We start from the raw sequence: 20445 nt of genomic DNA, 5'->3' as shown, positions 1-20445 counted from the left end.
CGACCGTTTCGGTGCGACCTGGGGAGTAACGAACGATGCAGCGTCCGATGGCCGTCGCCACCGCCGCCACCGCCGCCGTTGTCCTGCTGGCCGGGTGTGGCGGCAACGACGACAAGCCGAGCCCGACGTCCGAGAGCAGCGGCACCACCTCCAGCACGCCGTCCGCCCCGGCAGTCGCCTCCTTCGACCCGCCGAAGGCCTTCGTCGCGAACGCAGCCTTCGGCATCGAGCGCACGGCGAAGGACAACGAGTACTCGCTGCACGAGGGCATGGTCGGCCAGACCACCCTGATCGCGGGACGCACCGGCATCACCGGCCGCAACATCGCCGCCCAGGGCCAGCCGTGGACCATCCCGTCCGCCGAAGCCTCGACCACCGAGACGGTCGGCCTGTCCGCACCGATGGGTGTCCAGCTCGACGGCAAGGACGTCGTCGCGATCGCCTACGTCCAGAAGGACAAGGGCAACGGCACCCAGAAGGCCAAGGGCCAGGTGGTGTTCCAGTGGCTCGACGCGACCGACGGCAAGAAGGTCGCCGAGGTCATCGCGGACCTCACTCCGGCGCTGGGCGCCGGTGAGGGCGGCGACAACGTCGTGAGCCAGGCGTACGACGCCAAGACCGGCCAGATCGTGGTCGGGGTCGGAGCCGACGGCCAGGCGGCCGCCAAGAAGGGCGGCGAGGTCTTCACCGTCTACGCCGACCCGAAGACGCAGAAGTCGGCCGTCATCCCGTTCGTGATGCCGGCCGGCGTGCTGAACGGCGTCGTCGCCGGCGCGAAGGCCTCCAACCAGGAAGGCGCCGCCGACGGCACGGTCGTGATCGCCGACGGGGCGACCGGCAAGATCACCAAGCAGACCCCGACCAAGCAGGACTACCTGGTGGCGGCCGGCAGCGGTTCCCAGCGGGCCTACTTCGGGTCCACGACGGCCCTGGACGGTGACAAGTTCAACAACGTCCTGTACTCGGTCGACATCGCGACCGGCGCCGTCGTACCGACCAAGTCGCAGGTTGTGGACGAGCGGATCAGCACCTTCACCTGCTGGGGCGACCAGGCAAAGGCTGTGGTCTGCACGTCCGGTGAGTCCGGCGGCCAGGAGATCATCGGCTTCGACGACAGCACCGGCGCGAAGACCTGGGGATACACGGACAAGTCGGCCAGCCGGGTGGTGCCGTCGGTCACCGCGGCGTTCCACGGCGTCGTCTACGCCCAGACCGAGGCGCAGCCGGTCCTGATGGACGCGGCGACCGGCGCGGACGTGCCGACCAGTTCCGCGACACCCACCGAAGGTGCCGCCCCGACGGAAGGCGCCTCCCCGACCGAGGGGACGCCGTCGTCCCAGGGCAACGACCCGGGCAGCGCGAACGGCTCGGACATGTCGCTCTACAACGGCAAACCGAAGTCGCCGACCGCGGTCACCCAGTACGGCGGCGTCTACCTGCAGCCCCCCGGCGGCACCACCTACGACTTCCAGTCCATCCTGATCACCCTGTCCCCCACCGACTGATCACCACCCCGACCGAAGGCCGGTTGCGGTCACGCAGTACGGGCACTCGGCAGTGGCTTCTACATGATTCTGATCGCGCTGAGTCCTACCGCGTGATTCAGATGTCGGTGCGGTGGAAGTTCTTGAAGGAGCGGGACGGGGTGGGGCCGCGCTGGCCTTGGTAGCGGGAGCCGTACTTGGCCGAGCCGTACGGGTGCTCGGCCGGGGAGGACAGCCGGAAGAAGCACAGCTGGCCGATCTTCATCCCGGGCCAGAGCTTGATCGGCAGCGTCGCCACGTTCGACAGCTCCAGCGTCACGTGCCCGGAGAACCCGGGGTCGATGAACCCGGCGGTGGAGTGCGTGAGCAGCCCGAGCCGGCCCAGCGAGGACTTGCCCTCCAGCCGCGCCGCCACGTCGTCGGGCAGCGTCACCAGCTCGTACGTCGACCCCAGCACGAACTCACCGGGGTGCAGGATGAACGGCTCCTCCCCCTCCGGCTCGACCATCCGGGTCAGGTCGGGCTGTTCCTCGGCCGGGTCGATGTGCGGGTACTTGTGGTTCTCGAACACCCGGAAGAACCGGTCCAGGCGGACGTCGACACTCGACGGCTGCACCATCGCAGCGTCGAACGGGTCCAGCTGAACCCGCTTCCCGTCGAGCTCGGCCAAGATGTCGCGGTCGGAGAGCAGCACGACCGCACGTTAGCAGCGCCCCAGCCCCCAGCCCAGCGCCAGCCCACGGATTCCGGTCCAATCCCCCATTCGTCCTGGTGTGGCCGCCGACCGGCGACCACACCGGGAATTCGTACGCCTACGGCCCACGATCCGGATCGCGGTGCCCGGTGGCGGCTGTCCGGAGCCCTCAGCTCCCCGGCGTCACCACTCCTCCGGGCCTGTCCCGCGTCCACCTCGGGGCCTGAGGCAACGAAAGTGCCTCAGTGCCGGCCGCTCAGCCGGACAGCTTGTTGAAGCGCGACACCTGGGTGGCGAAGGTCTTCACCTGCGCCGGCGACCAGTCCTTGAGCAGGTCCTCGATCACCTTGTGCCGCTTCTTCCGGGCCGCCGCGAGCTTGCGCTTGCCGGCCGCGGTCAGCGTCAGCAGAGTCGCCCGGGCGTCCGACTTGTCGGCCGCCCGCTTCAGCAGACCCTCTTCCTCCAGCCGTGCGCAGGCCCGGCTGACCGGACCCTTGTCCACCTCGAGCGCAGCAACCAGGTCGGCCATCCGCACCGGCGCCAGCTCCTCGACGTGGTTCAGCAACGCGTACTGCGCCGGCTCCAGGTCCGGGTGCGCGTCGTCGGACAGCTTCCGCTGCAGACCACGCAGCCGCCGTCCCATCGTGACGAGCTCCTTCTCCAGGTTGTCCAGCACGTCACTCGTGTCTGTTGCCACCATTCACCCCTTCATCCAGTTGCCCCGCAACCATCTTGTCCGGTCCCGGTGAGGACCGCATCCTCACGTTGCGTCGAAATGTTGCCCCCGGCAACGCGTTCTAATCTGCCAGAAGATGCCGGACCTGCCCAGTCCTGGGCGTGCCCTTTGTGGAAAACTGCCCAGGAACCCCACCCGCAAACCGCCCCGCAGCCCCTTTTCGATGCATTCGGCATCAGTTCTTGGGTACGGCGACGCCGTACACCTCCCCGCCCCCGGCCACGACCCGGCGCACCGGATCCTCATCCGCGCCGCGGCACGCCGGACCCACCGTGGCCGGGACCCCACCCATCAGCTATGCTCGTCTCCGCCTGCTGGTGCCACCGCCAAGCATGCGGGTGTAGTTCAATGGCAGAACATCAGCTTCCCAAGCTGACAGTGCGGGTTCGATTCCCGTCACCCGCTCCATTTGTCAGGACAAAGTCGAGCCCGGGTCTTCAGGACCCGGGCTCTTCGTTCGTCTGCTGTTGGTTGCCTTGGCACCCTACTTCCGACAATTCGGCTTTTCGGCTGGATCAAACGGTTGACTCAGGCAATCGTCGGGTGGTCTCACGGTCGAGCAGCAGGCCGGCCATCCTCGTGGTGAGTGGAGTGGCGATGAGTAGGAGCGCTGCGACGAGGGTTGCGCCGAGGACGGTGCCGGCTGCGACGTCGTGGGGGTAGTGGACGCCGGCGGCGACTCGGGCCAGCGCGACTCCGGCCGCGAGCGGCAAGGCGAGGGCGGCGAGTCGGGGGCGCAACAGGGCGATGCCGATGGCCAGGCCGGCTGCGAGGGTGGCGTGGTTGCTCGGGAATGACCAGTCACCTGCCGCGGGACAGTGCGCGATCACCTCGGCGCCGGGCACCGCGCGGCACGGACGCTCTTCGTCGACCACCAGCTTCAACGCCTCACTCAGGCCGTAGGCCACGACCGTCCCGATTCCGGTGAGCAGTACGCCGGCCACCGTCCGGGCGTCGCGATAGTGAAAAGCCACCCGCAGAAGAAGCAGCCCCAGCGCGACCAGCAGACCGCCGCCCGCGAGGTCGACCAACGACCCCATCCAGGACGGCGCGTCCGCCACCACGTCGTTCAGCGCCCGGAACGCCGACGCGAAGTCGCCGGTCGTCACCCGCACCGGGACGGTCGTCCCCAGACCGCCCGGATAGAGCAGTACGACGACAACCGTCCCCAGAATCAGCACACCCAGCGAACCCAGTACCCGACGGACTCCGTCGTACCTCCATGTCATGACCTCGACGCTAGGAGCGACGACGAGCCGCCGCAGTGAGCCAAAGTCCTACCGGCCCCCTGACGATCGTCAGGTTGTTGCCTGGAGCACCTTGATACGCACCGGAGCGCCGCGGCCGCGCAGCGTCAGGTGGGGAGAGCATCCTCACTCCTGGAGAGATAGGGCGCGATCATCAGGTCCAGCTGCTCGGTCAGGAACTCGTGCAGCGAGCCCCAGCCGTTCACCGCCCAGACCTGGAGGGCGCCGTTGAAGCAGACAAGGGTGTGGCGAGCCAGCGCCGGTACGTCGGTGTCCGGCCGCAGCTCGCCGGCCTCACGGGCGGCCAGGTAGAGGCGGGCGCAGCTGTCCACGATCGCCGCGGAGTGCGCCAGCGCGTGCGCCCGGAACTCCGGGTCGGCGACGTCGAGCTGGACGAAGCCGAGGCCGTTGCCGAGCTCCTCGCGGTGCTTGATGTGGGCAACCGCCGTCAGCGCGAAGTCCCGCAGGATCGCGAGCGGGGAGGTGTTCCGCGCCTCCGCCTCCTCGACCGCCCGGAGCACCATCAGCGGCGACCGGGCCGCCGAAGCGAGCAGCAGGCCGCGCTTGGAGCCGAAGCGCTGCATCAGCGTCGGCGGGGCCAGGCCGACCCGCTCGCCGACCGCGGCGAGGGTCAGTTTCACCGGTCCCAGCTCGGCCAGCACCTGGCGGGTCGCGTCCAGGATCACGTCGTCGCTGACCAGCCGCGGCCGGGCCACTCCAGCACCTCCGAGTTTGTGAATCGCCATTCGTTAATTCATGAACAGTAACAGATCCTTGTGCGATCAGTTATCCAGAGCAACGGGTGAACGACGGGACCCGAAGAGGGCCCGTCCCGGGAGCCCGTTGCCCGGTCCACCCGCCGCGGGCTGGGTTCGTCGTACCAACGGGAGCCTCTTCATGCGTTTCGCCCGCACCGCCCTGGGCCTGTTGCTGACCCTGGCCGGCCTCGTGGTCACCATCGCCGGAGCAGTCGCCGCCTTCTGGCTGGTCGGCCCGGACAACACGGTCACCACCGGCAGCCGCCAGTTCACTAGCCAGGGCCTGGCCGTCATCTCCGCGCCCGACCTGCTCGACCGGCACGGACCGACCCTGCACGTGACCGCGACCGGCGACAAACCGGTCTTCGTCGGCGTCGGGCAGGACCTCGACGTCGCCGACTACCTGGCCGGCGCGTCCCACACCCGGCTGATCCGGTTCGACCCGCCGGCCACCTTCGGCACGCAGGAGATGCGCGGCCGCAGCGCCCGGCTGACGCCGCCGGCCGAGCTTGACTGGTGGGTCGCGGAGGCCGGCGGGACCGGCCGGCAGTCGCTCGCGTGGCCGATCCAGGACGGCCGGTACGACGTGGTCGTGATGAACGCGGACGGCACACCCGCCGTGGGCGCCGACGTCCGGTTCGGCGTCGAGGTTGAGCGCGCGTTCGGGGTCTGTCTGCTGGCGCTGGGCGCCGGCATCCTGGTGCTCGCCCTCGGCCTGGTCCTCACCTTCCGCCGCCGCAAGCCGCCCGGGGTTGCCCCCATCCCCCGCCTGCTGCCCGCGCCTGTCGCCATGCCGGCACCCCAGCCCGCCGCCCTGCCGGAGCCGGTTGCCACCTCGGAGCCGGCGGTTGCGCCGGAGCCGGTCGCCAGGCCGGTCGTGCGGCAGCCGGAGCCGAGGCAGCGGGAGCCGCGGCTTCCGGAGCCGATCGGCGCTGCGCCGATGCTGATGACGCCGTCGGCGGTGGCCAAGGCGAAGGCGAAGTCGCCGGCGTTCCTGGTCGCGGTCGGCGCAGTCCGGGCCGACGACGAGCCGCAGTACGAGACGCAGTACGACGAGACGCCGTACGAGACCGCCTGCGAGACGACCCTCGAGACCACCTACGCGATCACCGAGTACGACGAGGAGCCGGAGACCGTGCGGCTCGAGGAGTCGCCGGAGTTCGAGCGCAGCGACGAGGCGGTCCGGAAGACCGCCGCCCTGCTCGCCAGCGGCGCTTTGTTGCTCACGACAACGAGCTGCGGACTGCTGCCCGCCAAGAACAGCATGGCCGCGCCGGAGACCCGCCCGGCCGTCACCCTGGCCGACGCGCAGGCCGTGGTCGCGAAGTACAACCAGGTCAACAACCAGGCGAACCAGGCCCGCGACGCCAAGCTCGCCGAGACGATCGAGGCGAATCCGACGCTGGCCCAGACCCGGGCCGGCTACCTGATCGGCCGCAAGCTCGACCCGAGCGGCAAGGACAGGAACAAGCCGTTCACGTACACCGAGCCGCAGATCGGCGCGCCCGAGTTCGGGTCGTACCCGATGCGGTTCGTGGTCAGCTCCGGCGTCTCGACCGACCCCGGCAGCCGTCAGCTCGGCGTCTGGCAGCGGCAGAGCGCCGGCACCCCGTGGCTGCTGACGAACTCGGTCTACCCGCTCAAGACGGTGAAGCTCCCGTCGATGGAAGGCCTGCGGACGCCCGCCCAGGCCGACCTCGACCAGCTCGCCGCCCAGCCGTCCGCGGTCGGCGCGGCGCTCGCGTCGTACCTCTCGACTGGCGGGAAGTCGAAGCTGTTCACCCCCTCGCCCGGTACGACGTCACTCCTCGAGCGGCGCGCGAAGTCGAAGGTGGCGGACACCGACGAGAGCTACATCGCGAGCGTCGCCGACACCTTCGCGGCGTCCGGCGAGCCGCTCACCTTCATCACCTCGACCGGCGAGGCGCTGGTCTTCCTCTCCCTCACCGAGCAGTACCTGCAGCGCGTCGAGCCCGGCTCGAACGCCTACTGGACCAGCGGCGAGGCGACCGCGTTCAGCAGCATGGTCAAGTACACCCAGACCATCCACCAGGACTACCTCTACCAAGCCGCGCTGGTCATCCCCACGAAGTCCGCCGGGGGCCCGACCCGCATCCTCTCCATCGACGGCCAGCTGGTCGGCGCCGGAGGTTCCTGAATCATCAGCATGCAAGCGCTTGCCGAAGGATAGTTCCGGCTGATTGACTCCCGGGGTGAGGTTTTTCCCAACCGCTGAGGGAGTATCAGTGGACATCACCCGCCGCCGCCTGCTGTCGTTCGTGCCCGCCACCGCCCTGCTGACCGCGGTCAACCCTGCCCCAACCGCCCGCGCCACCGCGGGCGCGACGATGGCTGCCCTGGAGGCCGACGCGAGCCAACTGCTCGCCAACGCGGTCGCGATCTATGCCGGTACGCCGGAGTCGAACGCCCGGCCCGAGGTCGCGGCCAAACTCGCCAACCTCGACGCGACCGCCCGGACCTGGCTGGCCGCGATGGACCGAGCGCAGGCGAACGAGCTCTTCGCCGGCCTCCCGCTCGGCACCAGCGATCCGAACTTGAATGCGTCGTACCAGCACCTTTACGAGATCGCGCTCGCGACCAAGCGCCCCGGCCCGGCGTCCGACCTGCAGGGCAACGAGCAGGTGCGCGCCGGGGTCGCGGAGAAGCTCGCCTGGCTGCACGAGAACTACTACGGCGACCAGTCGAAGGGGTACTACGGCAACTGGTTCACGTGGGAGATCGGCATCTCCACCCACGTGTCGAAGACGCTCGCCCTGCTCGACGCGCCGGCCGCACTGGTCGCGCAGTACGTCCCCTCGATGGACGCCTACCTGCGCAACGGCAAGGACGGCGACGTCGACCTCGACTCGCGCTTCCACACCGGCGCGAACCTCGTCGACATCACCGCCAACCGGGTCCTGCAGGGCGCGCTGATGGGTGACGACGCGCGGATCCGGAAGGCGCTGCAGGACCAGTTCACCGTGTTTGCGACGATCGACCCGTACAACCTGCAGCACGGCGTGACCGACGGGTACTACGCGGACGGCTCGTTCATCCAGCACTCGTCCGTCGCGTACACCGGCTCGTACGGGAAGGGACTGCTCAGCCGCGTCGTGCAGACGATCAAGGTGCTGGCCGGCACCGAGTACGCGCAGGGTGACGACCTGGTCGGCGTGGTTCAGGGCTGGGTCGAGCACGGGTTCGCGCCGCTGATCTTCGAGGGCTGGATGATGGAGATCGTCAAGGGCCGCGCGGTCTCCCGGACCGCCACCGGGTACGCCGACGTCGCGGTCGTGGTGGAGGCGATCGTCGACCTGGCCGACTACGCGACCGGCGCGGACGCCGACCGGCTCAAGGCGTTCGCGAAGTTCACCGCGCAGCCGACGATCAACCCGGTCAGCTTCGTGTCGCCGGTCAGCATCGCCCGGTTCGCCGACCTCAAGGCCGACCCGGCCGTCGTCCCGGCCGACCTGAACCCGGCGGCGAGCACCACGGCGTTCAACGCGATGGACCGGACCGTGCACCGGCGGCCCGGGTACGCGTTCGCGCTGGCCCGGAACTCGGAGCGGATCAGCAAGTACGAGTACATGAGCGGCGAGAACCTGCTGCCGTGGTTCCAGGGCGACGGCGCGCACTACCTCTACCTGGCCGGCCAGGACCAGACCCAGTCGTTCGGGATCGACTACTTCACAACGGTCTCGCCGTACGCGCTCGGTGGGGTGACCGCGCCGGTCGAGGCCCGCAAGTCGATCCCGGAGCTCTACGGGACGCCGTACTACGACAACCCGGACCACCCGCTGAACTTCACGCCGTCGAGCGAGTCGCAGAACAAGTACGTGTACTTCCCGGTCGGGACGAACGCGTACTCCGGCGGCGCGACGCTGGACGCCTACAGCGCGGTCGGGTGGGTCCAGTCGAGCGACTTCGCGTACGAGTCGCGTGACGAACTGCCCGACGACTTCGTGGTCTACCGCAACGCCGAGGCGACCAAGTCGTGGTTCATGCTCGACGACGAGATCGTCGTACTGGCTGCCGGCGTCACCGACGACACCCGCGCGGTGACGACGACGCTCGACACTCGAATCGCGGCTCCAGGGGATGCTGTGTCGATCACCGGCGTACGGCGGGATGGCCAGGCCTGGACCGGGAGGGGTACGACGGATCCGCGGTGGCTGCGGTACGCGAACGGCGGAACGTCGATCGGGTACTACTTCCTGCAGCCGAGTCAGGTGTCGGTCGGACTGGAGCAGGTGACGCGCAGCCGGCGAGTGGTGCGGACGTCGAACCCGGACACCGCGGTGACCAAGCAGGTCTTCGGGCTGACGGTCGCGCAGCCGGCCGGGTCCAAGCAGTCACTGGCCTACGCTTTGGTGCCCAATGCAACAGAATCCGGGCTGCGCTCCTACCAGCACGGGCGTGTGGTCGTGCTGTCGAACACCCCACGGCTGCAGGCGATCACTCATCTCGGGCTGCGGCTGACCGGCGCCAACACCTTCGGTCCCGGGCGGCACAACCTGCCGGGGCTCACCATCGACGGGCCGGCGTCGGTGCTGCTGCAACGACACCAGGACCACGCGGTCACCGTCGCCGCGTCCGATCCGACCACCTCGCGCGACACGATCACGGTGAACCTGTGGGCGCACTACCTGCGTCCCGAGTCCCCGGTTGCCGATGTTCAGGTGGTGCGGACGGTGACCGGGACGCGGCTGACGTTCACCACGCATCACACGTACGGACGGAGCCTCGCGGTCAAGCTTCTTCCAGCTTGGTGATCAGGGCCTGCATGGTGGCGAGCGTCGTACGGAGCTCGTCGAGGTCGACGGTGGCGGCGAGCTTGTCGCCCCACGGATGCTGGGCGATCGAGATCTGCCGGATCGCCCAGTAGCCGGACTCGGTACAGGCGAGCAGCTTGGCGCGGCGGTGGGCCGGGTTCGGGCGGTATTCGGCCAGGCCGCGCTCGACCAGCAGGTCGGCGATCCGCTGCACGCCCTGCCGGCTGACGCCCATGATGCGGCCGACCTCCGCGACCGATCGCGGCTCGTCGAGGACGCCGCCGAGGACCTGCCACCACGCGGCGGTCAGCCCGCCGTGCGCGGCGAGGTCCTGGGCGGCCTCCATCAGTCGCGCGTTCAGCCGGAAGGTGGCCAGGACGACGTCCGTCAACAGCGCACCACCTTCCGACTGCGGATCCGGCCGCGGCCAGTCCTCGCGTGGTGGAACAGTCATCAGCCGACCAGAGCCGGGTACGACGACGGGTCGGCGCGGTGGAACACGCCTTCGTACGCGTCCAGCTTCTTCTCGTCCGCGAGTCCGAGCCGGCCGAGCGCCGCCCGCGCGAACTGCACCGGCGAATCCGGCCCAGCCGTGATCAGATCGCCGTCGACGACCGCACGCTCGTCCACGTAGTTGTCCCCGCCTTGGTAGCCGGTGGCCAACAGGTACTCCTTCACCGCGCTCGTGTGCTTGCGCTCGTCGAGCAGCCCCTCACGCGCCAGCCCGGCCGTAGCCCCACAGATCGCCGCCACCGGCACACCCGCCTCGAGGAACCGCCGCGCCAACTTCGCGAATGCGTCCCCCTGCCCCTCATCCCACAGCGCCGACCCAGCCAGCACCAGCAGATCCCCGTCCGCAGGCTCGACGTCTCCCAGCGCCACGTCCGGCACAACCCGCAACCCACCCATCGTGGTCACCGGCTCCGCTGTCTCCCCCACCGTCACAACCTCCCACTGCTCGCCGGTAAACCGCCCGGTCCGCAGCTCGACCAGCAGATGCCCGATCTCCCAGTCCGCCCACGTCTCGTAAACACCCACATACGCTGTCTTCGTCATAGACAACATGTTGTCATGACGGCAACATGTTGTCAATAGCTCCCGACTCAGGCAGGCATGTCGACGGGGAGTCCAGCGACGCGAGCCGCGTCGGCGAGGCGCTTGTCATAGGTGATGAAAGAGGTGAGCTGAGCACGGACTCGAAGAGCCGTCGCCAGGTGAATGGCATCGAGACTGCGGACGGTCGCGGGTTTCACGGTCTGTGCGAGGATCCGGATGCCGGCATCCAGTTCCAGCAGGTCGATCAGATCAAGGACCGGGTGGAGCCGGACTACTGCTGCAGGGGCATAGCGGGCCAACGCCCGGGACGACTCGACCTCCGCGAGGACCGAGCTTGTCCAGCCCGTTTCGGCTCGCTGGTCGAGCCAGTCGCGGAGCGCCTGCGACTCGGCTTCGGCGTGCACGAGCTTCACGATCGCCGCCGAGTCCAGATAAATCATCAGCGCTCACCCTCGCGGGCACGCGCGATCTCCGCGGCGACGTCGATTCCATCGGGTTCACCGAGCGGCATCCGCAGTACGGCACGACGCATCGCAGCGGCGCGCTCCCTCCGCTGAGCGGCTTCCAGTACTGCCTGCCGAACAGCCGCCGAGCGTGAACTGCCGTCGTGAGTCAGAACGTCCAGCGCGTGCTCGGTCTCCGCGTCGGTCCTGATGGTGATGCTGTCTCCCATGAAGCCAATGTAAGACAAAGTGTCTTTCATTGCCAGGCGCGCAGACCTCAGACCGCGGCGCCGCGTTGGGTTGTGGAGGTCAAGGCGAGGCGGGTGAGGGTCAGGCCGGCGAGGGCGGTGGTGGTGGCGCAGAGGGTGAGGGCTTGGTGGATGTTGAGGGCTGCCAGGAGGTTGGTGGAGGGGATCAGCGGGATGGTTTGGGCGAGGGATGGGAGGGACTGGAGTCGGGTCAAGTGGGTGCGGGGGGTGGCGCGGACGAAGACGGGGGCCAGGTGGGAGGTGAAGAGGCCTACGCCCAAGCCTTGGAGGAGTGCGGCTGCGGTGGCGAGCCAGGGGGATGGGGAGAGGGTCAGGGCGGTGATGCCTGCGGCGCCTAGTAGGCAGCCCAGGCCGGCGGTGAGGTTGGGGCGGGTTGACGTGCCGCGGCGGGCTGCCACGAGGGTGACGAGGAGGCTGCCGGTGACGGTTGCGGCGACGATCAGGCCGGTTTGGGTGGCGGACCAGGCGTGAGCTCTTGCCAGGAGTGGGATGCAGAGGGACGTGACTGGCAGGACGAAGGCTGCGACTGCGGCGACCACGAGCAGGATGGTTCGCAGGGTCCGGTCCGACCAGGCGACGCGGATGCCGTCGAGGGCGTCGCGGGCCACCGACTTGCGGTCGGCTGACGGCTGCACGTCGTACGGCGGTTTGATCGCGAGGAGGACGCAGCACAGTACGGCGAAGGTTGCGGCGTCGATCGTGAGGGCGCCGGCCAGGCCGAGGGAGGCGACGAACAGGCCGCCCATGGGGCCGCCGGCGAGCCTGACGACTTGGTTGGCCGACGTACTCATGGCCATGGCCTTCGGCAGGTCGTCGTCGGTGACGAACAGGCGGGGCAGGGCGCCGGCGGCCGGCAGTGCGAAGGCGTCGACGGTGCCGATGACGGCTGCGGTCAGGATCAGCAGAGTGGCCGAGCTGCCCGCGAACGCCACGGCGGCGGCCAGGCCGAAGCAGCATGCGCCGACGATCGCCGAGCAACTGATGAGAACGCGGCGGGGACCCCAGCGGTCGCCGAGGACGCCGCCGAGCAGGAGGAGTACGGCGCGCGGCAAGGTGAACGCGGTCAGCACGAGCCCCGCGACGTGCGGGGCGATCCCGGTCGCCGCCCAGCCGAGCGCGAAGAACAGCGCGCTGTCGCCGAACGCCGAGAGTGTGGACCCTGCCAGCCAGCCGTAGTACGGCCGGTTCACCCGTCCAGCCGGACAGGCATCACCAGCGTGGTGAACGTGCCCTGGTCGGCCGAGCGTACGACGACCGGCCGGTCGGACGCCCCGATCTCGAGCAGCACGTCGGGCCCGACACTCGCCTCCAACGCGGCCGCGAGCAGGCCTGCGGTGAACCCGATCCGCGCCGACCCGGACCCGATCACGTCGAGCTTCACCTCACCGTCGATCCGCAACGCCACCGGATCGATGTCAAAGGCAACAACATCCCGCCCTTCCAGGGCCGCCCTCAACTCACCCCGATCCACCACGACCCGGCACGTCGGCGGCGTCAACCCGTCCAGAATCCCTTGGTACGCCGGATACTCGCCGGAAACCACCGTCAGCCGGCGCACATCCCCGTCCCGCGCGAGCTCCAACTCGTCACCTGCCAACTCGACCCGCACCTGGTCCCCGGCGGTCAACCACCGGATCAACTGAGTCAGCTCGGACGCCGGCACCAGCACACTCGTGGTCGCCCCGCTGAAGTCCACGGGTTGAACGGTCCGCACCGACAACCGATACCGATCGGTCGCCACCAACCGCACCTCGTCCGCGGTGAGCTCCAACCGCACGCACTCCAGCACCGCAAGTTCGGCCTTGGCATCAGGTGAAGCGGCGGCGGGGGTTACCTGGCGGATGGCGCTGGCCAGCTCGGGGGCGCCCAGGACGGCGACTGTGCGGTTGGCCAGGAGGGTGGACAGGAGGTGGTCGGCGGCGGCTCGGGTGGCGGTGGATTTGGCTTCGAGGGTGCGTAGGTGGGTTTGGATTTGGGCGGCCAGCTCGGCGGGGGTGGCGTCCAGGGCGGTGCGGACTTCGGGGAGCGGGAGGCCTATCTCGCGGAGGTTGCGAAGGAGGCGGGCCCGGGGCGCCTGGGACGGGGCGTAGTAGCGGTAGCCGTTGGTCTCGTCGACCTCGGCAGGCGGGAGGACACCGCAGTCGTCGTAGAAGCGCAGCGCGCTCGGCGCCAGGCCCACCAGCCGGGAGAACTCACTGATCGTCAACCTCATGCCGTGACCCTCAGCCCTGCACCAACTCGAAGGTCAACTTCGCAGCCGTCCCCACAACCCCAGCGTCTTCCCCAGCCGCTCGCCGCGGATCCAGTCCAGGATGCCCTTCGCCGACCGCTCGGGTGACACGTCGCCACGAACCGAGCGCGGCACGTGCTTGCGGATCTCGACCGCGTCCGCGATCGCCTCCTCGATCTGCGCGTCGGGCCAGCCGCGTCCGGCCAGCCGCTTCCGCCGTACGGCGTCCGGGCAGTCCAGATGCAGCCACCGGCCCTCCGGCAACTCGGCCGGCAGCCCCGGCGTGAGCAGCAGCACCGGGATCCCGGACCGGCGGATCAGCTCGGTGATCCGCAACCACAGCGCGTTGTACGCCGGCCAGATCGGCGCCGCGGTCGGAGCGGCGATGTCGATCCCCAGCAACCGTCCGTGATCGTCCAGCAACTCGTCCATGTCCATCACGACCATGTTGCCCGGACTCAACCGCACCAGTTCCGGCACCACCGTCGACTTCCCGGAACCGGGTGCACCCGTCACCACGAAGAGCCTTGTCACGAGACCAGTGTGAGTCAATCGATCGTGAGACTCATCGGGGGTCGCGCGTCTCCGGCCACAACCGGCAGTCCGCGCGCTCCCGGCGTGATCGACCCGAGCACGCTTGTATGCCGCGCGCCCGTGCAGCTCGGGACCGTCCCGCCCAGCCCGTTCACGGTCAGGAACCCGAGTACGGCGAACGCGTAGGCCTCCTTCGCCGCCGACGGCAACCCCAACTCGTCCGTACTGCGCACCGGCACCGACCCGAGGTCCGACGCCAGCATGTGCATCAGCACCGGGTTCCGGATCCCTCCCCCGGACGCGACCACCTCGGTCCCGCCGTACCGCCGTACGGCGTCCGCGACGGTCCGCGCGGTCAGCAGGGTCACCGTCGCGAGCAGGTCGTCCGGCGGGACCTCCGACGACAACCCCTCGAGCGCCCGAGCCAGGTAGGCGAGGTTGAACAGCTCCTTGCCCGTGCTCTTCGGCGCCGACCGGCCGTAGTACGGCTCGGCCAGCAACCGCTTGAGCAGCTCCCCATGCACCCGGCCGCGCCCGGCCATCGCGCCGTCCACGTCGTACGGACGGCCGGTCAGCTCGGTCACGACCGCGTCGATCAGCGCGTTCGCCGGCCCGGTGTCGAACGCGACCGGCTCGCCGTGCACCACGGTGATGTTCGCGATTCCGCCGAGGTTCAACGCGATCGGCACACCGGGTCGCCCACGCAACCAGAGCACGTCGATGATGCTCACGAGCGGCGCACCTTGCCCACCGGCGGCGACGTCGCGGGCCCGCAGGTCCGACACCACCGTCGTTCCGGTCGCCTCAGCGATCCACGCCGGCTGGCCGAGCTGCAACGTGCCGCGGACGGTTCCGCCGTCGACCCAGTGGAACACCGTCTGACCGTGCGACACGATCAAGTCGGCGGACCCGCCGCAGAGTTGCTCCACCGCCTGCCGCGCGACGTCCGTGAACGCCTGCCCGATCCCGGTGTCCAGCCGGCACACCTGCTCCATCGACGTACTTGCCGGTGGCAACGACTCCGCGATCGCGGCCCGCAACTCCGCCGGATAGGGCTGGCTGAGCAGACCGAGTGGCGTCAGCACCAACCGGTCCCCGTCCAGCCGCAGGTCCGCGGCGGCCGCGTCGATCGCGTCGTACGACGTCCCGGACATCAGGCCGATGACTCGCATGTCAGTCCCGCAACTCCCGTCGGTGGTCGTCACCGCGCAACGTGAGCAGGGCGACCACGCTCACCGCGCAGGTCACGGCCACGTAGTACGCGGGGATGTCGATGTTCTTCGTCCGCTTGATCAGCTCGGTGATGATCAGCCCGGCGCAGCCGGAGAACACCGCGTTGGACAGCGAGTAGGCCAGCCCGAGACCGGTGTAGCGGGCCCGGGTCGGGAACATCTCCGCCAGCATCGCCGGCCCCGGACCGGCCATCAGCCCGACCACCAGACCGGCGACGAACACGGCCGCACCCTTGACCGCGGTCCCGGACTCCTTGTCCTGCAGCAGATTCATCAACGGGAACGCGAGTACGACGACCAGCGCCGCGCCGGTCACCATCACCGGCCGACGCCCGATCCGGTCGCTCAGCCGGCCGGCCGGCAGGATCGCCGCGGCGAACCCGGCGTTCGCCAGCACGGTCGCGACCAGCGCCTGCTGGAACGTCGCGTTCAGCGTGGCCTGCAGGTACGACGGCATCACCACGAGGAACGTGTATCCGGCGGCAGACCAGCCCATCAGCCGGCCGATGCCGAGCGCGATCGCCTTCGCGACCTCCCCGGCGCCGGCCGGGCGCGGCTCCTCCTGCTGGACCCTGGCGAAGTTCGGCGTCTCATCGAGCCGGAGCCGCAGCCACAACGCGACCAGGCCGAGTGGCAACGCGAGCAGGAACGGCACCCGCCAACCCCAGTCGGTCAGCGCCTCCTTGCTCAGCACGGTCGCCAGGATCGCTGCGAGTCCCGCGCCCGCGAGCAGTCCGAGGGCGACGGTGAACGACTGCCAAGCGCCGTACAGACCGCGCTTCGTCTTCGGCGCGAACTCGGTCATGATCGACACCGCGCCGCCGAACTCACCACCGGCCGACAACCCCTGCAGGGCCCGGACCAGCGTCAGCAACCAGGGCGCCGCGGCGCCGACGGTCGCGTACGTCGGCAGCAGGCCGATCAGCGTGGTCGACAGCGTCATCAGCAGCAGGACCAGGATCAGCGTCGGGCGCCGGCCGATCCGGTCGCCGACCCGGCCGAACACGGCGGCGCCGATCGGCCGGAAGAAGAACGCCAGCGCGAACGAGGCGTAGGTCTTGATCAGGCTCTCGGCGTCGCTGGTCGAGGTGCTGCTGAAGAAGTTCGCCGCGATCACCGTCGCGAAGAAGCCGTAGGCGCCGAACTCGTACCACTCGACGAAGTTGCCGACCGTGCCGGCGACCAGGGACCGCCGGGTCCGCGGGTCGGCAACGGTCTGACCGGGTGCTGAGCTCATCGGCGTCCTCCTAGGACAGGGCCCGTAAGTTTTTCCCATCCCCACTGATCATCTTCGTCTATAACTTCCCAGCCGCGCGACCCGTCATGCAACCTTCCGGGTGCCGCCGGTGTCTAGGTAGTACCAGACCAGATGACCGAGGAGGGGCGGATGGTCACCCGCGGTGACGATTTCGACGAGTTCGTCCGGGGCAGCTCGACCCGGCTGCTCCGGACCGCCGTACTGCTCACCGGCGACCGCGCGGCGGCCGAGGACCTCGTCCAGGAGACGTACGAGCGGGTGTACGTGCGCTGGCGGCGGATCCACAGCGCGCCCGAGGCCTACGCCCGCAAGACGCTCGCCAACCTCGCGGCGAACCGGTGGCGCAGCCGGGGCCGCAAACCGGAGCTGGCGCTCGTCGACCACGACGTCCCCACCCCGGACGGGACCGAGGACCTCGTCGTCCGCGACCAGCTGCTGACCGCGCTCCAGGAGCTGCCGCCGCGGCAACGAGCGGTGGTCGTCCTCCGGTACTACGAGGACCTCACCGAAGCGCAGACCGCCGAGGCGCTCGGGTGTTCCCTCGGCACCGTGAAGAGCCAGGCCTCCCGTGCTCTGGACCGGCTCCGCCTGATCACCGAACCAGCCCTGGAAGGACTCCGATGACCGAGACCGAACTCAAGCAGCGGCTGGGCGCCGGCGTCGACGACGTCGAAGCGCCCTCGGACCTGCTCGACCGGGCCCGCCTCGGTGGCGCCCGGCGGCTCCGCCGGCGCCGCTTCCTCGCCCTCACCGCCGGCACGCTCGCCGTGGCCGCCTTCGGCGGTGTCGCCGTCACCGCGCCGGCCGTTCTGGACCGCCTGCAGGACCCGCCGGCCGCGTCGGCACCGGTCGCCGCCGATCTGTACAGCTTCCTGACGAAGACGCCGACTCGAGGCAACCTGGCGGACGACCACGCCTACCTCGAGGAGGTCCTGACGGCATGGCGGACCAGCCACCGCAAGTCCCCCAACTACGACCGCGGCATCTTTGACCACCTGCAGGGCAACCCGCAGGTCTACTGGGCCGGCAACACCCCCGGCGGCCGGGTCGCGATCGTGGCCGAGCACTCCTACCTGCGGCACCACGACAACATCCAGCTCGACAAGGAGGGCGTCTACACCCTCGTCGGCTTCGTTGTCGACGGCAAAGATGGCAAGCCCACGATGCTGGCCGACAGCTACCCGGCTCCCGGCGCCGGACTGATGACCGGAATGGTGGCGACGAAGGGCGACACCAAGGCGCTCGTCGTCCTCGACACCGGCAAGAAGGCCGGCTGGTCGGCCGGCCGGACGTACGGCGAGGACGGCGGCACCAGCCGCGAGTACACCCCGCTGCAGTTCAAGGACGGCGTCAGCGTGGTCGAGCTTCCGCGGGACGCCGACCTCGCGGATCTCAGCATCAGCGGGCTGCCGGCCAACGGCGAGGCCTACCAGGGGATCGTGAACGGCGGCGTCGAAGCGGCGAAACCGGAGCAGAACCCCGGCGACCGGCGACTGTGGAGCGACTTCACCGAACTGGAGACCTGGCCGATGACCGCCGGCGCGGACACGCTGAGCACGGTCGCGACGAACCGGTTCGAGACCGCCCTTGACGCCGTAACGGACAAGAACTACTACACCCTCGGTCACTCGTTCTGGGTCGCGTACGGCGTGACCGCGAACGGCTCGTCGGTGTACATGGGCGAACAGCAGGTCGACAACGACCCGACGCGCGTGTACGCCGTACTCGAGCCCAAGGCCGGCAAGCGCACCATCGTCCCCGGCGGCGTCCCGGACGGGAACTCGCCGCTGCCGGTGTCGGTCAAGCTGCCCGCCGGCCAGGGCTGGGCCGTCGCGCGCAAGGGCGCGAACCTCTCCTACCGGTACGACGGCGGCGCCTGGAGCACACCGCGCACAAACGCGGTCCTGGTGCCCGCCGGCGACAAGGCGGAGGTGAAGGTCGAGGCGAGCGGGACGACGGAGGTGGTGACGCTGCGCTGACGACCTCTTGACAGCGGGTTCGGGCCGATCGATGATCTTGCCTGCTATACCGGTTTATCTCCTCTCGCCGCCTGGGCGTTCGGCCAGGCGGCGAGAGCGACTTAACCGATATAGCTACATCCCGCCCCGATGACGAGGAGTCGATCGATGAGTGCACCGCTCATGCGCAGAAGGACCCTGTTGTCAGCCCTGGCCGCGACCACCGCCGCCGGAGCCGCCGTACCGGCCGCCGGCACCGCCTACGCCAGGCCGCGGCCGCGCGCGAAGACCGGACCGATCTCGGTGGTCTACATCGAGGTCAACAACGAGAGCATGACGAACGCCGCCAAGTACACGCTCAGCAAGGGCGGCGCCCAGGTGTTCGACGTCGCGATCATCTTCGCGGCGAACATCAACTACGACGGCACGAACGCCTACCTGCACTTCAACGAGAACGTGCAGAACGTGCTCGACAACGTGGCGACCCAGGTCCGGCCGCTGCAGCAGAAGGGCATCAAGGTCCTGCTGTCGATCCTCGGCAACCACCAGGGCGCCGGCTTCGCGAACTTCCCGTCCCAGCAGGCCGCCGACGCGTTCGCCCAGGAGCTGGCCGACGCGGTCAACCAGTACGGCCTGGACGGCATCGACTTCGACGACGAGTACGTCGAGTACGGCAACAACGGCACCGGACAGCCGAACGACTTCTCGTTCGTCTACCTGGTCCAGGCGCTGCGCCAGAAGCTGCCGAACAAGCTCATCACGCTCTACGACATCGGCCCGGCGTCGGACCGGCTGAGCTACAACGGCGTGAGCATCGCGAACACCTTCGACTACGCCTGGAACCCGTGGTACGGCACCTGGATGGTCCCCAGCGGACCGAGCGACAAGGCCCGGCTCTCCCCCGCCGCCGTATCGATCACCGCGACGAGCTCGTCCACCGCGGCCAGCCTCGCCCAGCGCACGGTCGACGAAGGGTACGGCGTCTTCCTCACCTACAACCTCACCTCGACGACCAGCGCGAGCTACATCTCGGCCTTCACCAACAAGCTGTACGGCAGCTCCGCCGTCTACATCCCCTAAAGCACGTACTCCTAGCCTGGTCGCCACTCGAACGGAGTGGCGACCAGGTCTTCGAGGGATGCCCGGCTGCCGAGCAAGTGGTCGAGCGACCAGCGGTTCGCGGAGTGCGCGACAATCAGCACCACCTGGCCGTCGTACCAGCGTTTGAGGTCCTCGAGGAACGATCGGGTCAGCTCCATCACCTCCCAGTAGCTCTGCCCGCCCGGAAACGGGGTCTGCACCCGATTCGCCCGTGGCTCGAGCGAGCCGCGCGGCGCGCCGTTCAGCACGCCGTAGTTGCACTCGCGCAGGCGCCAGTCCTGGAAGTGCGGCGCCGTCAGGCCGGACGCCTCGACCGTCTGCACGGCCCGGCGCAGGTCGGAGCTGAACACGACGTCGACGTCCTTGCGGCGGGCGCCCAACTCGGCCGCCTCCCGCCGCCCCGCAGCGGAGAGCTCGCCGGGCAGCCAGCCGGTGGCGATGCCCTGCTCGTTGTCGAGCGTCGTCGAGTGCGTCTCGTAGACCAGCCTCAGCTTCACGGGACAAGTCTCCTGGATCACGTCCCGGACAAACTTCTTTGTCTTCGTTACCCACGGGTATATACTTAAGTTACTCGTGAGTACAATGCTGCCGAAGAGGTAGGGGACCCCTGTGAGAGAGCGAAGCGATCGAACAAATATGCACAGCAGCCTCTGGCTCACGCCGCAGCCGAGCG

20 protein-coding genes and 1 tRNA gene are annotated in these 20445 nt (G+C 69.3%); 7 read left to right on the top strand and 14 right to left on the bottom strand.

Annotated features, from left to right (window positions below):
• Positions 1 to 35 precede the first annotated feature (35 nt).
• Positions 36 to 1505, top strand: a complete 1470-nt coding sequence (locus tag AB0H36_RS01420) for a hypothetical protein (protein WP_360514547.1) — start codon at positions 36 to 38, stop codon at positions 1503 to 1505.
• A 97-nt stretch (positions 1506 to 1602) separates the two neighbouring features.
• On the opposite strand, the gene dcd is transcribed toward AB0H36_RS01420, so the two are convergent.
• Together dcd and AB0H36_RS01410 are read right to left on the bottom strand one after the other, a co-directional pair.
• Positions 1603 to 2178: a dCTP deaminase gene (gene dcd, locus AB0H36_RS01415; RefSeq protein WP_360514544.1), complete on the bottom strand. Its 576-nt coding sequence runs from the start codon at positions 2176 to 2178 to the stop codon at positions 1603 to 1605.
• 256 nt (positions 2179 to 2434) lie between these two features.
• The gene (locus AB0H36_RS01410; protein WP_360514541.1) at positions 2435 to 2878 is read right to left on the bottom strand and encodes a MarR family transcriptional regulator; all 444 of its coding nucleotides are present in this window, start codon (positions 2876 to 2878) and stop codon (positions 2435 to 2437) included.
• A 370-nt stretch (positions 2879 to 3248) separates the two neighbouring features.
• Here AB0H36_RS01410 and AB0H36_RS01405 point away from each other — a divergent pair.
• Positions 3249 to 3322, top strand: a tRNA-Gly gene (locus AB0H36_RS01405).
• Between the two features lie 107 nt (positions 3323 to 3429).
• On the opposite strand, the gene AB0H36_RS01400 is transcribed toward AB0H36_RS01405, so the two are convergent.
• Positions 3430 to 4143 (bottom strand): phosphatase PAP2 family protein, encoded by a 714-nt coding sequence (locus tag AB0H36_RS01400; RefSeq protein WP_360514538.1) that lies wholly within the window; start codon positions 4141 to 4143, stop codon positions 3430 to 3432.
• Positions 4144 to 4268: 125 nt separating this feature from the next.
• Positions 4269 to 4907: a helix-turn-helix domain-containing protein gene (locus tag AB0H36_RS01395; protein WP_360514535.1), complete on the bottom strand. Its 639-nt coding sequence runs from the start codon at positions 4905 to 4907 to the stop codon at positions 4269 to 4271.
• 151 nt (positions 4908 to 5058) lie between these two features.
• Between AB0H36_RS01395 and AB0H36_RS01390 the strand changes: the two genes are divergently transcribed.
• Both AB0H36_RS01390 and AB0H36_RS01385 read left to right on the top strand, forming a co-directional pair.
• Complete coding sequence (locus AB0H36_RS01390) at positions 5059 to 7077, top strand: hypothetical protein (RefSeq protein ID WP_360514532.1); 2019 nt, start codon at positions 5059 to 5061, stop codon at positions 7075 to 7077.
• Between the two features lie 88 nt (positions 7078 to 7165).
• Positions 7166 to 9691 carry a polysaccharide lyase family 8 super-sandwich domain-containing protein gene (locus AB0H36_RS01385; RefSeq protein WP_360514529.1) on the top strand — a complete coding sequence of 842 codons (2526 nt, stop codon included), beginning with the start codon at positions 7166 to 7168 and terminating at the stop codon, positions 9689 to 9691.
• Here AB0H36_RS01385 and AB0H36_RS01380 read toward each other — a convergent pair.
• Genes AB0H36_RS01380 through AB0H36_RS01340 form a run of 9 tightly spaced genes read right to left on the bottom strand, consistent with a single transcriptional unit; the run spans position 9669 to position 16692 of the window.
• Complete coding sequence (locus AB0H36_RS01380) at positions 9669 to 10145, bottom strand: MarR family transcriptional regulator (protein ID WP_360514526.1); 477 nt, start codon at positions 10143 to 10145, stop codon at positions 9669 to 9671. The genes AB0H36_RS01385 and AB0H36_RS01380 overlap by 23 nt on opposite strands.
• Positions 10145 to 10747 carry a DJ-1/PfpI family protein gene (locus AB0H36_RS01375; RefSeq protein ID WP_360514523.1) on the bottom strand — a complete coding sequence of 201 codons (603 nt, stop codon included), beginning with the start codon at positions 10745 to 10747 and terminating at the stop codon, positions 10145 to 10147. Before AB0H36_RS01375 ends, AB0H36_RS01380 begins: the two co-directional genes overlap by 1 nt.
• Before the next feature lie 47 nt (positions 10748 to 10794).
• Positions 10795 to 11187, bottom strand: a complete 393-nt coding sequence (locus tag AB0H36_RS01370) for a type II toxin-antitoxin system VapC family toxin (RefSeq protein ID WP_360514520.1) — start codon at positions 11185 to 11187, stop codon at positions 10795 to 10797.
• Positions 11187 to 11420 (bottom strand): hypothetical protein, encoded by a 234-nt coding sequence (locus tag AB0H36_RS01365; RefSeq protein WP_360514517.1) that lies wholly within the window; start codon positions 11418 to 11420, stop codon positions 11187 to 11189. Before AB0H36_RS01365 ends, AB0H36_RS01370 begins: the two co-directional genes overlap by 1 nt.
• Positions 11421 to 11467: 47 nt before the next feature.
• Complete coding sequence (locus AB0H36_RS01360) at positions 11468 to 12649, bottom strand: MFS transporter (protein WP_360514514.1); 1182 nt, start codon at positions 12647 to 12649, stop codon at positions 11468 to 11470.
• On the bottom strand, positions 12646 to 13671 hold the full coding sequence (locus tag AB0H36_RS01355) for a MerR family transcriptional regulator (protein ID WP_360514511.1): 1026 nt from the start codon (positions 13669 to 13671) through the stop codon (positions 12646 to 12648). The genes AB0H36_RS01360 and AB0H36_RS01355 overlap by 4 nt, the downstream gene beginning before the upstream one ends.
• A gap of 33 nt (positions 13672 to 13704) precedes the next feature.
• The gene (locus AB0H36_RS01350; protein ID WP_360514508.1) at positions 13705 to 14223 is read right to left on the bottom strand and encodes an AAA family ATPase; all 519 of its coding nucleotides are present in this window, start codon (positions 14221 to 14223) and stop codon (positions 13705 to 13707) included.
• A gap of 14 nt (positions 14224 to 14237) precedes the next feature.
• Entirely contained in the window at positions 14238 to 15395 is a 1158-nt protein-coding gene (locus AB0H36_RS01345) for an anhydro-N-acetylmuramic acid kinase (protein WP_360514505.1), read from the bottom strand.
• Position 15396: 1 nt separating this feature from the next.
• Positions 15397 to 16692, bottom strand: a complete 1296-nt coding sequence (locus tag AB0H36_RS01340) for an MFS transporter (protein WP_360514502.1) — start codon at positions 16690 to 16692, stop codon at positions 15397 to 15399.
• A gap of 132 nt (positions 16693 to 16824) precedes the next feature.
• Between AB0H36_RS01340 and AB0H36_RS01335 the strand changes: the two genes are divergently transcribed.
• The 3 genes from AB0H36_RS01335 (at position 16825) to AB0H36_RS01325 (ending at position 19751) form a co-directional block, all read left to right on the top strand.
• The gene (locus tag AB0H36_RS01335; RefSeq protein ID WP_360514499.1) at positions 16825 to 17337 is read left to right on the top strand and encodes a SigE family RNA polymerase sigma factor; all 513 of its coding nucleotides are present in this window, start codon (positions 16825 to 16827) and stop codon (positions 17335 to 17337) included.
• Positions 17334 to 18692: a hypothetical protein gene (locus tag AB0H36_RS01330; protein ID WP_360514496.1), complete on the top strand. Its 1359-nt coding sequence runs from the start codon at positions 17334 to 17336 to the stop codon at positions 18690 to 18692. The genes AB0H36_RS01335 and AB0H36_RS01330 overlap by 4 nt, the downstream gene beginning before the upstream one ends.
• Positions 18693 to 18839: 147 nt before the next feature.
• Positions 18840 to 19751, top strand: a complete 912-nt coding sequence (locus AB0H36_RS01325) for an endo-beta-N-acetylglucosaminidase H (RefSeq protein WP_360514493.1) — start codon at positions 18840 to 18842, stop codon at positions 19749 to 19751.
• Between the two features lie 11 nt (positions 19752 to 19762).
• Here the strand turns inward: AB0H36_RS01325 and AB0H36_RS01320 are convergent, their stop codons facing one another.
• The gene (locus tag AB0H36_RS01320; RefSeq protein ID WP_360514490.1) at positions 19763 to 20269 is read right to left on the bottom strand and encodes a histidine phosphatase family protein; all 507 of its coding nucleotides are present in this window, start codon (positions 20267 to 20269) and stop codon (positions 19763 to 19765) included.
• Positions 20270 to 20445: the final 176 nt, after the last annotated feature.

Origin of the sequence: Kribbella sp. NPDC050820, assembly GCF_040653975.1 — a bacterium.
Lineage (GTDB): Bacteria > Actinomycetota > Actinomycetes > Propionibacteriales > Kribbellaceae > Kribbella.
The sequence above is the reverse complement of the archived record's forward strand: the minus strand, read 5'-3'. Positions and strand labels throughout refer to the sequence as shown.

What these genes read in the sequence shown, in the direction of transcription:
- AB0H36_RS01400 (WP_360514538.1), bottom strand. Translation starts at nt 4,143, where the DNA reads ATGACATGGAGGTACGACGGAGTCCGTCGGGTACTGGGTTCGCTGGGT.
- AB0H36_RS01420 (WP_360514547.1), top strand. Translation starts at nt 36, where the DNA reads ATGCAGCGTCCGATGGCCGTCGCCACCGCCGCCACCGCCGCCGTTGTC.
- AB0H36_RS01410 (WP_360514541.1), bottom strand. Translation starts at nt 2,878, where the DNA reads ATGGTGGCAACAGACACGAGTGACGTGCTGGACAACCTGGAGAAGGAG.
- AB0H36_RS01365 (WP_360514517.1), bottom strand. Translation starts at nt 11,420, where the DNA reads ATGGGAGACAGCATCACCATCAGGACCGACGCGGAGACCGAGCACGCG.
- AB0H36_RS01370 (WP_360514520.1), bottom strand. Translation starts at nt 11,187, where the DNA reads ATGATTTATCTGGACTCGGCGGCGATCGTGAAGCTCGTGCACGCCGAA.
- AB0H36_RS01330 (WP_360514496.1), top strand. Translation starts at nt 17,334, where the DNA reads ATGACCGAGACCGAACTCAAGCAGCGGCTGGGCGCCGGCGTCGACGAC.
- AB0H36_RS01325 (WP_360514493.1), top strand. Translation starts at nt 18,840, where the DNA reads ATGAGTGCACCGCTCATGCGCAGAAGGACCCTGTTGTCAGCCCTGGCC.
- AB0H36_RS01395 (WP_360514535.1), bottom strand. Translation starts at nt 4,907, where the DNA reads ATGGCGATTCACAAACTCGGAGGTGCTGGAGTGGCCCGGCCGCGGCTG.
- AB0H36_RS01375 (WP_360514523.1), bottom strand. Translation starts at nt 10,747, where the DNA reads ATGACGAAGACAGCGTATGTGGGTGTTTACGAGACGTGGGCGGACTGG.
- AB0H36_RS01340 (WP_360514502.1), bottom strand. Translation starts at nt 16,692, where the DNA reads ATGAGCTCAGCACCCGGTCAGACCGTTGCCGACCCGCGGACCCGGCGG.
- AB0H36_RS01335 (WP_360514499.1), top strand. Translation starts at nt 16,825, where the DNA reads ATGACCGAGGAGGGGCGGATGGTCACCCGCGGTGACGATTTCGACGAG.
- AB0H36_RS01355 (WP_360514511.1), bottom strand. Translation starts at nt 13,671, where the DNA reads ATGAGGTTGACGATCAGTGAGTTCTCCCGGCTGGTGGGCCTGGCGCCG.
- AB0H36_RS01345 (WP_360514505.1), bottom strand. Translation starts at nt 15,395, where the DNA reads ATGCGAGTCATCGGCCTGATGTCCGGGACGTCGTACGACGCGATCGAC.
- AB0H36_RS01380 (WP_360514526.1), bottom strand. Translation starts at nt 10,145, where the DNA reads ATGACTGTTCCACCACGCGAGGACTGGCCGCGGCCGGATCCGCAGTCG.
- AB0H36_RS01390 (WP_360514532.1), top strand. Translation starts at nt 5,059, where the DNA reads ATGCGTTTCGCCCGCACCGCCCTGGGCCTGTTGCTGACCCTGGCCGGC.